Raw genomic sequence first — 12,724 nt, 5'->3', positions numbered from 1 at the left:
GAAAAATAATGGGAGTGGATAAGTAACTGATGGCTGTGGGTGTTAAAAAGTCTAAAATTGAGGACCCTTGGTTTTTGTCACAAACAAACTAAATCCTCTATAACTCCAGCTCCATACTTCTCGACAATTAGCGAAAGGACTTTGCTTTTATTCATCAACAACTCCTTCTTTACAGGTCCCGAACTTAGCTTGACAAACAGTTTTTTATCTCGTATAAAAACTGAAGTGGTTCGGTCTCCGATCGTTTTACCCACTAAATCTGGCCAATCATGGACTAAAGATTTTTCTCTGAATTTGCCCTCTAGTCGGTATGCCTTAAGCAGATCGTTGAAAGCTGACTCAAGTGGCGCTACTTCCCTCTTTCTGCTGAAATATCCGTCGTTGCTCATAGTTGAAGTTCCTCAAACGAAAAGTGCTGCGGCAATACTATCCGCGAGTAATTTCCCGCTTTTGCTCAAAGATAGGTTTTTATCTTTCCATACGAGCCAGCCTTCGGAATCCATTTGATCTAAAATTACCTTCTTTGATGGAAAAAGATCGAAACCATAATCGCTGTGGATAACTCCAAAATCAATTCCCCAAAGAGTCCTTAAACCAGTAAGAATATATTCATTTAATCGTTCTTCTTTGGTAAGGTTCTCCACTGCAAATGGGATAATCTCTTTTTCCAAGTTTTTGAGATATTGAGAATTGTTGGAAGGATTTGCTCCTCTATTTTTTCCGTCAAAGGAATGTGCACTTGGCCCTACTCCTAAAAAGGGTACACCCTTCCAGTAATTTGTATTATGCAAGGCAAATTGGTCTGGTTGGCCAAAATTGGAAACTTCGTATTGAATATAGCCAGCCTTGTGGGTTAGTTCCTGAAGTATTTCAAATTGCTCAGCTATAAAGTCCTCGTCTGCAGGAATAAATTCTCCTTTATTCGTCCAGGTGCCTAGCGCAGTTTTAGGCTCTATGGTCAGTGCATAACTTGAAATATGCCCTGGATTTTGAGCAATAGCCTCTGATAAATCACGCTCCCAAAGATCATGATTTGGCTGTGGATAACCATAAATCAAATCAAGACTAAATTTTTCAAACCCTATTTTTCTCGCTTTCTCAATTGCTGATTTGGACTCCTCTGCCGTGTGAGCTCGATTGTAAAATTTCAATACTTCCTCATCGAAACTCTGAATTCCTAGACTTAATCGATCTATTCCTAGCTCTTTCCAAGCAAGCAGGTTATCCACATGTAGATCGTCAGGATTTGCCTCTAGAGTGATTTCTTTCCATTCAGAATTGTAAGTTTTAGCAATCTGATTTAGAATTTTTTCAATCAATTTTGGAGGTAAAAGAGATGGAGTCCCTCCTCCAAAATAGATGGTCTCTAACGTAGTGTTTTGGAGATAGTCGGCTCTCAGGGCCAATTCCCGGCAAATCATATCTGCCATTTGCTCTATTCTCTCCAGATTTGTGCTGAAGTGAAAATCGCAATAATGACATGCTTGCCTGCAAAAAGGTATGTGTATGTATATGCCCGCCAATTTGAATTCTATTATTTTGCGAATATAATCAATCCCAGCCAGCCCTTTGAAAAGCTCAATATTGGCATCCATCCTTTTTTTCCTTGCAGGAGGACTTATTTGCCAAGCTCAAAATGGCTTTTGGGTCAAATGGTCAAGTGATCATCCTCAGCGCACTGTTGACTGGAAGGCCTTTTCTTCCAAGACTGAAGGGGATAAATACATAGATTCTATTCAGAATTCTTTTCTGAATGAAGGCTATCTTGGGGTTTTTGCAAATGATGAAGAGCTGGCTGAAGATTCTCTTAGCCTGAGCTTTGTGCTTGGTGAGAAATATTTCTGGAAATCAATCGCTCATGGAAATGTACCGCAAGAATTTACTAATTCTATAATTCCATTGACTCAGGAATATAACTCTGCTACAACATGGATGAAGAGTATCATTAAAGAAGCTGAAAACAATGGATTTCCTTTTGCTCAAATAAAACTCGACAGTATCCAAAGAAATGGGAACGAGCTTTCCGCAGTTTTCAATTATGATTCTGGACCACTTATTTTTTGGGATAGCGTGAAGGTATCCGGTGACACTAAAACACAGGAAAAATATGTACAGCATATAACAGGCATTCAGCCTGGCTTGCCATTTTCTCAAAAACAATTAGATGAAGCCCATAAAGAGCTCAGCCGATCACCATATTTCGTACAGACGCAGGATCCCTTAGTAGATTTTAAGATCAAAAAGGCTCAGCCCACATTTACTTTGCGGGATCGAAATACTAATGTGCTTGATGGCATAATAGGATTACTACCCAATGCAAACGAACCTGGAAAGATGCTCATCACAGGACAACTGGACTTGGAGCTGTATCATTTGGGTGGCAAAGGACGGGATGTCGCAGTGCATTGGCAGCGACTGAATATAGCGACGCAGTCTTTGGATATTTCCGCTAAGGAAGCCTTTCTATTTAATTCCCCTCTTGATGTCAGCATAGGGTTCAATTTGTTGAAGCAAGATTCTACTTTTTTGAACAGGTATTTGAATTTGGACTTTGGGTATCGATTGAGTAAGAATAGTTACCTACGGTTTTTCACTAGAAGACAATCAAGTGCTGTCTTGAATACTGAAGCGTATAAGGATGTGACTGATCTTCCAGATGTGGCAGATTACCAGTGGAATCAATATGGGATGGGGTTGACTTTGAATAGATTGGACGATCCTAATTTTCCCAGAAGAGGATTTCTATTCATCGGTGAAGTTGCTTTGGGTAATAAGAAGATTCTTGAAAATACGGGGTTTCCCCCTGAAGTTTATGTGAATGTGGAATTGAACAGTCCACAGTATTTGGGGGAAGCAGAAATAGAAAAGCATATATATATAAAATCTACATGGGGAATGTGGTTTAGAGGAAGTGCCGGTTTTACGCAAAATAAAAACTTATTCCTGAATGATTTATTTCGCTTAGGTGGGTTGAAAAGCATTCGTGGCTTTAATGAGAACTACTTTTATGCGAGGTCTTATGGTTATATAAATATGGAGCAAAGACTTTTTTTTGGAAAAAACTCATTTCTCATGGTTTTTGCTGACTTTGGGATTCTGGAAAACCCGTACTTTGCAGCATCGATTGACAAACCCTTCTCTTTTGGTGCGGGAATCAATCTGGATTCAGGCTCCGGCATCTTTCGGTTTATATATGGAGTCGGGAAGTCTAATTTGCAACCCTTACAATTTTCCTTTTCAAGGATACATTTTGGCTACTTAGCCAGATTTTGAGTATGAAAAAATTGATCAGCAAGTCAATAATTATTTTCCTACTGTGTTATGCAGTGGGGCAACAGGCATATACGCAAGTTTTGGAAGATTATAATCCAAATTGGACGGAAGGTGAGCGAGAAACTTGGTTTAGTTCAAATGATCGGCTGATCTTAGATTTGGATCTTGATAATTTTCCTTTGGCCTATTTTTCATTCGAATTCCCAGATCACTCAGTAGTTTTTTTAGGTGAAAAGCTTTGGTTTTTCACTGATCAGGATACTGCTTTTACTGCAAGAGTTGGTGAGTTGAAAAAGGAGTTTTCAAGAGATCAAGTTAATTTGACTGTTTTTAAAAATGGAATTTCTTCAGATAATGCGAGTGTTAAAAAAATATTGAAAATAGAATCTAGTGATTTAAGTATGATTGAAGAGGGGTTTCTTTCGGAGAAGAGAAAGATTGATAGGCAGGGCATCCGGGATTTTTTTATAATTGGGTTATTTGTTTCATTGCTATTGATCGCCTTATATAAGTTAGCCTATCCATTTATTTTTGCAATGATGATCAAGCCCATCTCATTGCTCAATGCAGAAGATTTTTCTGGAAGTGGGAGTTTACAGAGGTTTTTCTCGCTAGATATACTTTTTTATGTTTTTATAGTGAATATGCTTTTGTCTTTGATGATGGTGACTGGATTTGTTGTTTTTCGTCACGAATGGCTAGAAGCAAGATTAGAATTGAATTTCACCACTTTACTTATACTCTGGATTGCAGGGGCATTTTTTCTTCTATTACTTACAATATTTAAGTTTACAGCCATTAAAACCATGTCATATTTATTTGATCTGGGGAAATTAGAATTTCCTCATTTTTTTTATTTACTCCGTTTAGTAGTTATATCCACGATCACCTTGATTGTGGTGTGTTTATTTTTTCTACTTAATGAATTTTCACAAATTAAAATGGCATTAGAGCTCTCTTTTGCAGGGTTTTTCTGGATTTACATTTTAGGTATCCTAGCGTTATTTCTAATTATGGTGAATAGACTGGGCTTTAAGAAATATCATTTATTTACTTACCTTTGCATCGCAGAATTAGTACCCTTTTTAATCTTGGCTAAATTGGTTCTTGATTTGGGTCATTAATTTTGATAATCACCAAAAGGAATAATAGAAGCATGAGCACAGTTACCAAAGACAGGTTTAGACCAGTAAAAAGTATTCTAGTATCTCAACCAGCCCCAGCGGATGCTAATTCTCCCTACACTCAGTTGGCGGAGAAGTATAATTTGAAGATAGATTTTCGACAATTTATTAAGGTTGAGCCAGTTGTGCCAAAGGAGTTTCGCAAGCAGAAGATTGATATTTTGAAGCATACTGCTGTGATATTTACAAGTCGTAATGCTATTGATCATTTCTTTGCGATATGTAAAGATTTCAAAATAGAGATGCCAGCAGATATGAAATATTTTTGTATTTCAGATCAGACAGCTCATTATTTACAGAAGTATATTGTAATCCGAAAGCGTAAATTATTCGTAGGTCAAAAGACTGCTCAGGATTTATTTGATTATTTTAAAAAGCATAAATCGGAAAAATATTTATTTCCATGCTCTGATATCCGAAAGGATGATATACCAGAATACATGGAAAAGAATGGAATTGAGTTTACAGAAGCTATAATTTACCACACATTAGAGGCGGATTTATCTGATTTGGCAGATGTTAAATATGATATACTTGCGTTCTTTAGTCCATCAGGAATTAAATCTTTGAAAACTAATTTCCCTTCATTTGAACAAGGTAATACTAGAATTGCAGCATTTGGTCCAACTACTGCACAATCTGTAATAGATTTGGATTTGATATTAGATATAGAAGCTCCTCTGCCAAATGCTCCAAGTATGACTGGAGCTCTGGAGCTTTATATTAAAAAGGTGAATAATTTATAAAACATAGAATCTAAATCTGTGGTTTTTCAGTTTATATTCTTACAATAGTTATTACGTTGGACGAAACCACTATACAATGATTCAAAAAGGCCATTTAAAATGCTTTTTGAGATATTCGATTCTCTTATTATTCTTTTTTGAGGTTTCCTCGCTGATGGCCCAGCAGGACCCTCAATTTACCCAATACATGTATAATGGCATGTATTATAATCCTGCTTTTGCAGGTAAAGAAGCAGGATTTAGATTTTCTGCTCTGCATCGCACTCAATGGTTGAATTATACCACGTCCTCAGGTCAAGGTGGAGCACCAGTTACGCAATTGCTTACTGCCCAAGGACGGCTAGAGGGAAAAAATATTGGATACGGTCTCACGATAGTAAATGATCAAATAGGCGCAACAGGGAATTTGGAAGTTAATCTTCAAGGGGCTTATCACAAAAAGCTTAACAGATCTACTCTGAGTTTTGGTGCGTATGCTGGGATTAATTCCAGTTCCATAGACTATGGAGAATTAATCGTAGTGAATCCTGAGCCAAATCTTCCAAGTTCAGGGAAAGAGAACCAAATAAATTTTAACATCGGAGCAGGTTTGTTATTTGACGCTAGAAATTATTATATAGGATTGAGCAGCCGACATATTAATGAACCAAATTTTGATTTTGGAGATGGCACATATGCTAATCAATTGAAAAATCACTCTTATTTATTAGTAGGATATAGATTTAAGCCAGTAGGGCAATTAGCAATAGAACCTAGTTTTCTATTAAAATCAGTTTCCTTTAATAATTTTTCATATGATGTCAGCGTTATTGCAACGCATCAAAATAAAATAAGTGGGGGGATTGGATTTAGAGGGGAAGAATCAGTTTCGCTTATATTAGGATATAGCCTCTTGAAAGACAATTCTCTTAAATTGGGGTACTCGTTTGACGTCGTGTTTAGTTCGTTAGAAGCTAAATCTCCTACCAGTCATGAACTTATGCTTCGTTATACATTTACAGATATGAGTCGAGAAATGCAGCGCGTAATTCAAAGAACTCCTAGGTTTAGATTTTAAAATTAACTTTAAAAGTAAAGATTTGAAGCATATGAGTTTTATTTAGATATCATGAATATCTCATATTTTGGCAGGTAATTTGCATTATTGTGCCAAATTCAGCTAAATTTCGAATCTCAAAAACACATTACGCAGCGTAATTATTTGATGCACGAAAAAACGTAATTTATGTATAGAAAAATAAATATTCGCTTATTGTCCATAACCTTAGGTTTGACTTTAGTGATACTTTTGCCGAGTTGCGGCCTCTTTAGTAAAAAGGGTTCAGCTAGCGAAAAGATGAATAGAAGAGGCGAGGTGACGGGTGTTCCGAAACGTGAAAGCTGGCAGCAAAATCTTCCTTACGATATGGTTCCCGTGAAAGCTGGTACATTCTGGATGGGACAAGCTGATGAGGATATAGCATATACGCAATCTGCACTAAACAAGCAGATCACAATCTCTGAGTTTTTCATGGATAAGTATGAAGTTTCCAACAACAAGTACCGTCAATTTTTAGAGTCTGTTAAAAGCGGAACATACGAAAATGGTACGTCCACCACTTTGAAAGATCCTCCTCAATTGAATTACGAAGAATTAAGGCCAGACACTGCTGTTTGGTCTACTAGCTTTGCATATCACTATGGGGATCCTTTGATGGAGTTTTATTTTGATCATCCAGCTTTCGATAATTATCCTGTTGTAGGGGTTACTTGGGATCAAGCTAGAAAATATGGTGAATGGAGAACTTATTACTTGAGAGCTAATGATGATAGTGATTTCGATGGCCCTGGTTTCGAACTTCCATCTGAGGCTGAGTGGGAATATGCTGCTAAAGGAGGAAAGGAAGTCGCCAAATATCCTTGGGGCGGTCCATATTTGAAAAATAAGAGAGGTTGTTTAATGGCAAACTTTAAGCCTGGTAGAGGTAATTATATCGATGATGGGTTTGCATACACTGCTCCAGTAGATGTATTTGCTCCAAATGGGTATGGTCTCTACAATATGTCAGGGAATGTGGCAGAGTGGGTACTTGATGCTTATGCTACCACTTCCAGTTCAATTACATGGGATTTGAATCCCGTTTATGAAGATCCAAATGAACCTAGAAAAGTTGTTAGAGGTGGAAGCTGGAAAGACATTGCTCACTTTCTTGAGACTAGTACGAGGACCTATGAATACGAAGATGTTGCTCAGGCACATATAGGCTTCAGAACAAAAATGACATTTATTGGTCGTTCAGGATCAATGGATGTGAAAAATTCAACAAGAAGAAGAAGATAATCAATTTCAAAAAACATATAATAACTACCTAACATCTAATTTTATTATTACAAATGGCTAGTAACAGCAACTCATTTTCAGCAAAGTTTTATTCCAGCATAATGCCAAAGGTTTATGGTATTGGTGCTGCTGTAGTTATTCTTGGAGCGATGTTCAAAATCCTTGATTGGCAGTTTGCTAATCTTATGATTGGAGTTGGACTTAGTACAGAGGCATTAATATTTTTCTTATCTGCATTCGAGCCTCGTTCGGAAGAGGTAGATTGGTCTAAGGTTTATCCTGAGCTTGCAGGTGATGCACCATCAGCGCCAAGAGCACAAAGAGTAGTAGCAGCTGGTGGAGATCAGGTTTCGCAGAAGCTTGATGAGATGCTTGCTAACGCCAAAGTTGGCCCAGAATTAATTGAAAGTTTGGGTAAAGGCATGCAAAACTTAGCAACCTCAGCTCAGAAAATGGGCAATCTTTCCGACGCAGCAGTGGCCACAAATGAATATGCTACTAATGTAAAATCTGCCGCTAAGACTTTGGTAGACATGAATGCTTCTTATAGTAAAACAGCAGCTGCGCTTACAGAAATGGCTTCTGCATCTCAAGATGCAAAAGCATACCATACTCAAGTGGTTACTGTGACCAAAAATCTTTCTGCTTTAAATTCTGTTTACGAGATGGAACTTCAGGATGCAAACAGTCACGTGAAGACATTGAATAGATTCTATGCCAACATGACTGCAGCTATGGAAGGCCTTACTGAGGCAGGCAAAGAAACTCAGGCATTTAAAACTGAATTATCAAAATTGAATCAGAACGTTAGTTCATTGAATAAAATCTATGGTGGAATGTTATCCGCTATGAAAGGTTAATTTCTCTTCAATTCATTTAAAATTCCATTAAAACTTAAAAATGGCAGGAGCTAAAGAGACACCTAGACAGCGGATGATTGGTATGATGTACCTGGTATTGACGGCCTTATTGGCCCTCCAGGTAAGTAACCAAATCCTCCAAAAATTTATATTGATCAATGACGGCATGGAACGTACTTCCAAAAACTTCATTGGTAAAAATGTATCCACAGTAGAGTCAATTGCTTATACAGTGGAGCAGCAGGGAAGTAAAGAAGTGGATGTTCCTAAAGTAGCAGCAGCTCAAGAAGTTCGAGGAGCTACCAAAGAAGTCTATGATTACTTAGAGGGCTTAAAGCAGGATTTAATTATTCAGTCTAAGGCTAAAAATGATGAAGGAAACTTTGTCAATGCGAACCTTAAAAACACTGAAATTACTGGCAATCTTTTTGCGAATAACGGCAGAGGTGAGGAGATGAAAGAAAAATTGAATGCTTACCCGGTTCAAATTTCAGCGATTTTGGCGAAAATTGGATTTCCAGATATGCAATTCGATGCGATAGCTAAAGATGCGAAAGACATTGAGCTTTTTGCAAGAGATAGGGAAGTCAAAAATAAAGATTTTGTTGCTTTAACCTTTGTAAAGTCTCCAGTAGGTGCTGTTATTGCCCTTATTTCACAATTTCAAAATGAAGTTTTGAACATAGAGAGCGAATCATTAAAGGCGATACAAAACTCTATTGGTTCATTCTTCTTTAAGGCAGATGTAACTGAAGCAAGAATTGCAGCTTTGTCAAATGTAGTAGCAGCTGGTACCAAATTCGAAGCAGATATGTTTATCGCTTCAAGTTCTACCTCAGCAGCTCCGACTATGACTTATGATGGTCGTACGGTTCCCGTTGATGCCAAAGGATTTGGTAAAATTGAATTTACCGTAACTCCAGCTGGTTCGTATGACGAAAGAGGTTTAGCAAAGAGAGTTCTTAAAGGTGAAATTATCACGAGTGTGAACGGCGAGGATAAAGTTCTTCCAGTTGAATATGAGTATTTCGTAGCTCAGCCTGTAATTAAGGTTTCTTCAGAAGTTGTTAATCAGCTCTATGCAGATTGTGCAAATGAGCTATTGATTGAAGTTCCCGCATTGGGCAATACCTATTCTCCAGAATTTTCCGTTAGTAATGGACAATCTATTAAAGGAAGCAAACCTGGACAATTGACTATCATACCGGGTTCGTCTGGTAAAGTAGATATTGGAGTAAGCAGCGGAGGCAATAAAATTGGTAATGTTGATTATGATATTAAGCCAGTTCCAGCTCCTACTTTGGTGCCTGTCACCTCCAATGGAGCTGAACTTGATTTGAGCCAAGCGCAAGCAATCAGTTCTCTGATGGGGCTTAAAATGCAGGCAAAAGCTGAGCCTACTTTTGCTCGAACAATGGCTAAAGATGCTAATTTCGAAGTGACTGGCGGTGAAATGAGATTGTTGAGAAATGAGGTACCTAGACAAACAGTGCAAATCTCAAGCGGTAGCAACCTAGCAATGCGTTCATTGCTTGAAAGTGCTAAGCCGGGTGATGTTGTGGTATTTGAAATTAGACAAGTGACTAGAACAAATTTTAGAGGAAATAAAATTCCTTCAGATTTAAGACAAGTTGTTCCTATCCGTGTTAAATAATAATTAGGTAGGGATTTAGATAAACGAATGATTATGAAAAAGTTTCTTCCAAAATTAATCTTGTCCCTGCTTATAGCAGTAGGCATTTCACCTTTCGCAAGTGAGGCGCAAATTGCTGCTACAAGTCAAAATCCTTCCGGCTTCGGTGATCGTCAGTTCGATATGGATACTATCTACTCTGCGAAGCGAATCAGGGAAGATGATAAAATGTATCAAATTGGAGTGTGGAGAAGAATTGACCTTCGTGAGAAGTATAATAAACCATTATATGGTTCTGGAGATACTAAGTCGAATGGGATAATAAATCAAATCTACAAGGCAATTGTTGAGGAGAATGCATTAGAAGTTTTTGCGGATGAGGATTTTTCTCAGCCACTTTCTATTGCTGAGTTTCAGGATAATTTCTGGTTGAATGCTACTGGAGATAGTATATTCTCTAAGCAGCTTTATTACCTAGATTTCAGAGAAGATTTTGTTTTCGATAAGCACCATTCAGATATGATATTTGATATCAAGTATATAGAATTGGTTATGCCTTCAGAGACAAATTCCAATGCTGGTCAAAAATCCATTGCCTACATTCGTTACAAAGATTTCTATCACTATTTTAAAGATCATCCTGAAGCACGTTGGATTAACTTCCAGAATATTGCTAAGAGTTTGACTTATGATGAGGCTTTTGAAACTAGGTTATTCAGATCAGTTGTTAGAAAGTTTACGAATTCGGAGGAGGCTTTAATTGCGGATCTTATATCTTTCGATCATCCTAATCCCGAAATGCAAGCGTACGTTAACGCGCTTGACTTTGAATATAAGTTGTTAGAATATGAAAACTCTCTTTGGGAGTGGTAATATAAAAAAGGGGCTTTAGGCCCCTTTATTTTTTTCTTTCCATTCTACCAATGTCTTTGCCCGACTAGTTCCGATTACTCCAGCAATTTCTTCCTCACTCGCCTCACTTATTTTCTTTACCGACTTAAAATAAGTCAATAAGGTGTCTGCTGTGTTTTTTCCAATACCAGGAATTTCAGTCAGTTGAGTTCCAAAAGCATTTTTACTCCTAACATTTCTGTGAAATTTTATTGCAAATCTGTGCGCTTCATCACGAATTCGTTGCAAAAGTCTTAAGCTTTCGGATTTTTTGTCAATATGAATAGGATAGGAGTCTCCGGGAAAGTAGATTTCTTCAAGCCGTTTAGCAATACCAATGATAGGCATCTGACCATATACGCCCAGTTCTTTCAGCGCTTCTACGGCGGACGATAGCTGGCCTTTACCGCCGTCAATCACAATCAACTTTGGCATTGGCTTCCCCTCCTCTAAAAGACGCTTATATCGCCTGCCCACTACCTCCTTCATGCTGGCGAAGTCATCTGGGCCAACGACTGTTTTAATGTGGTAGTGTCGATATTCTTTAATTGCAGGTTTTCCATTGAGAAAGCATACCATACTGGCAACAGGATTTGTTCCTTGAATATTTGAATTGTCAAAACATTCAATATGATCTGGGATCTCTGTTAAACTTAAATCTTGCTGTAGTTTTCGGATTACCCGATCTTTTTTGTCTTCATTAAGTCCCAGTAGTAATGCTTTTTCTTTTTTGTAGTATAATGCATTTTTCAGGGAGAGTTGGATCAGCTTTTTCTTATCGCCTATTTTAGGCAAAACTACATTCAGACCTTCAATAGGCTCTGATAGTTCTATATTTAGCAAGACTTCCTCAGCGTCACTTTGAAATTGATCTTGAAGACGGATTAAAGCTGTTAACAGTAACTGCTCGTCTGATTCATCAAGTTTCTTTTTGAGCTCAACATTTTTAGATGTCATCAAAGCTCCATTTTTCACTCTCATATAATTCACATATGCACTTTTGTCATCCGAGACAAGGGTGCACACGTCAATATTGTTGATTGAAGGACTTGCGACCAGTGATTTTGCTTGATACTTTTCTAATGAATCAAGTTTTTCTTTCATCTTATGTGCCTTCTCAAATTCCAGATTTTCTGCATGGAACTGCATTTCTTTCCTAAAATATGACTTTGCCACGCCGAGATTACCCTTCAAAATATGTTTTGCTTGTTCTAAATCCGCTAAATATGCCTCTTCATTCTGAAGTCCTACGCAAGGACCTTGACAATTTCCGATATGGTATTCAAGACAGACTTTATATTTTCCTTCTGCTACCTTATATGGTGATAGATCCAGTTTGCATGTTCTGATAGTAAATAACTCTCGAATAAGATCCAACACTGTATTCATTGCCTTAACACTGGCAAAAGGTCCAAAGTAGGTACCCTTCTTTGGTATCATCTTTCTTGTCGGGAATATTCTGGGAAAATTTTCTTTCGTCAGTAAAAGGTAGGGATAGGTCTTGTCGTCACGAAGAAGAATGTTATATCTCGGATGAGATTTCTTTATCAAATTATTCTCTAGAAGAAGCGCATCAAATTCAGAATCTACTAACGTGATCTCTATTCTTTTTATCTCTTTAACCATTCTCCTGGTCTTAAGATTGACTCCAGTGTTTTTATTGAAATAACTACCGACTCGCTTTTTGAGGCTCTTTGCTTTCCCTACATAAATCAACTCATTGTCTACATTGAAGTATTTATATACACCTGGGTGATCAGGAAGGGTAAGGTGCTCAGTTGGCAAAAAAGAAGATGACTCCATGGGCTAAAATTAAA

The 12,724-nt window shown here is 37.6% G+C and carries 11 protein-coding genes; 8 read left to right on the top strand and 3 right to left on the bottom strand.

Features of this window, described 5'->3' with window-relative positions:
- Positions 1-77: 77 nt before the first annotated feature.
- Together BVH02_RS04250 and hemW are read right to left on the bottom strand one after the other, a co-directional pair.
- Entirely contained in the window at positions 78-389 is a 312-nt protein-coding gene (locus BVH02_RS04250; protein ID WP_086499323.1) for a DUF721 domain-containing protein, read from the bottom strand.
- A 12-nt stretch (positions 390-401) separates the two neighbouring features.
- Positions 402-1,595: a radical SAM family heme chaperone HemW gene (gene hemW / locus BVH02_RS04245; RefSeq protein ID WP_317045413.1), complete on the bottom strand. Its 1,194-nt coding sequence runs from the start codon at positions 1,593-1,595 to the stop codon at positions 402-404.
- Between hemW and BVH02_RS04240 the strand changes: the two genes are divergently transcribed.
- The 8 genes from BVH02_RS04240 to porN all read left to right on the top strand — a co-directional run bounded on the left by BVH02_RS04240 (position 1,570) and on the right by porN (position 10,889).
- Positions 1,570-3,273 carry a BamA/TamA family outer membrane protein gene (locus tag BVH02_RS04240; RefSeq protein WP_143244181.1) on the top strand — a complete coding sequence of 568 codons (1,704 nt, stop codon included), beginning with the start codon at positions 1,570-1,572 and terminating at the stop codon, positions 3,271-3,273. The genes hemW and BVH02_RS04240 overlap by 26 nt on opposite strands.
- Before the next feature lie 2 nt (positions 3,274-3,275).
- Positions 3,276-4,397 (top strand): DUF4271 domain-containing protein, encoded by a 1,122-nt coding sequence (locus BVH02_RS04235; protein ID WP_086499318.1) that lies wholly within the window; start codon positions 3,276-3,278, stop codon positions 4,395-4,397.
- 32 nt (positions 4,398-4,429) lie between these two features.
- Positions 4,430-5,203 carry a uroporphyrinogen-III synthase gene (locus BVH02_RS04230; protein WP_086499316.1) on the top strand — a complete coding sequence of 258 codons (774 nt, stop codon included), beginning with the start codon at positions 4,430-4,432 and terminating at the stop codon, positions 5,201-5,203.
- Positions 5,204-5,279: 76 nt separating this feature from the next.
- Positions 5,280-6,260: a PorP/SprF family type IX secretion system membrane protein gene (locus tag BVH02_RS04225; RefSeq protein WP_086499314.1), complete on the top strand. Its 981-nt coding sequence runs from the start codon at positions 5,280-5,282 to the stop codon at positions 6,258-6,260.
- 168 nt (positions 6,261-6,428) lie between these two features.
- Complete coding sequence (gene porK / locus BVH02_RS04220; RefSeq protein ID WP_086499312.1) at positions 6,429-7,523, top strand: T9SS ring complex lipoprotein PorK/GldK; 1,095 nt, start codon at positions 6,429-6,431, stop codon at positions 7,521-7,523.
- Positions 7,524-7,576: 53 nt separating this feature from the next.
- Positions 7,577-8,383, top strand: a complete 807-nt coding sequence (porL, locus tag BVH02_RS04215) for a type IX secretion system motor protein PorL/GldL (RefSeq protein ID WP_086499308.1) — start codon at positions 7,577-7,579, stop codon at positions 8,381-8,383.
- 40 nt (positions 8,384-8,423) lie between these two features.
- Positions 8,424-10,037 (top strand): type IX secretion system motor protein PorM/GldM, encoded by a 1,614-nt coding sequence (porM, locus tag BVH02_RS04210; protein WP_086499306.1) that lies wholly within the window; start codon positions 8,424-8,426, stop codon positions 10,035-10,037.
- A 33-nt stretch (positions 10,038-10,070) separates the two neighbouring features.
- Positions 10,071-10,889 (top strand): type IX secretion system ring subunit PorN/GldN, encoded by an 819-nt coding sequence (porN, locus tag BVH02_RS04205; protein ID WP_086499892.1) that lies wholly within the window; start codon positions 10,071-10,073, stop codon positions 10,887-10,889.
- Between the two features lie 15 nt (positions 10,890-10,904).
- On the opposite strand, the gene uvrC is transcribed toward porN, so the two are convergent.
- The gene (gene uvrC, locus BVH02_RS04200) at positions 10,905-12,710 is read right to left on the bottom strand and encodes an excinuclease ABC subunit UvrC (protein ID WP_086499304.1); all 1,806 of its coding nucleotides are present in this window, start codon (positions 12,708-12,710) and stop codon (positions 10,905-10,907) included.
- Between the last annotated feature and the right edge of the window lie 14 nt (positions 12,711-12,724).

The organism is Algoriphagus ratkowskyi (assembly GCF_002150505.1).
In the GTDB taxonomy this organism is placed as follows: Bacteria; Bacteroidota; Bacteroidia; order Cytophagales; family Cyclobacteriaceae; genus Algoriphagus; species Algoriphagus ratkowskyi.
This window is presented reverse-complemented; position numbering and strand designations above follow the sequence as displayed.

Excerpts from the sequence above, each read along its gene's own strand:
- BVH02_RS04235 (WP_086499318.1), top strand. The coding sequence starts at position 3,276 with ATGAAAAAATTGATCAGCAAGTCAATAATTATTTTCCTACTGTGTTAT.
- porN (WP_086499892.1), top strand. The coding sequence starts at position 10,071 with ATGAAAAAGTTTCTTCCAAAATTAATCTTGTCCCTGCTTATAGCAGTA.
- BVH02_RS04230 (WP_086499316.1), top strand. The coding sequence starts at position 4,430 with ATGAGCACAGTTACCAAAGACAGGTTTAGACCAGTAAAAAGTATTCTA.
- BVH02_RS04250 (WP_086499323.1), bottom strand. The coding sequence starts at position 389 with ATGAGCAACGACGGATATTTCAGCAGAAAGAGGGAAGTAGCGCCACTT.
- hemW (WP_317045413.1), bottom strand. The coding sequence starts at position 1,595 with ATGGATGCCAATATTGAGCTTTTCAAAGGGCTGGCTGGGATTGATTAT.
- BVH02_RS04225 (WP_086499314.1), top strand. The coding sequence starts at position 5,280 with ATGATTCAAAAAGGCCATTTAAAATGCTTTTTGAGATATTCGATTCTC.
- porK (WP_086499312.1), top strand. The coding sequence starts at position 6,429 with ATGTATAGAAAAATAAATATTCGCTTATTGTCCATAACCTTAGGTTTG.
- uvrC (WP_086499304.1), bottom strand. The coding sequence starts at position 12,710 with ATGGAGTCATCTTCTTTTTTGCCAACTGAGCACCTTACCCTTCCTGAT.
- porL (WP_086499308.1), top strand. The coding sequence starts at position 7,577 with ATGGCTAGTAACAGCAACTCATTTTCAGCAAAGTTTTATTCCAGCATA.
- porM (WP_086499306.1), top strand. The coding sequence starts at position 8,424 with ATGGCAGGAGCTAAAGAGACACCTAGACAGCGGATGATTGGTATGATG.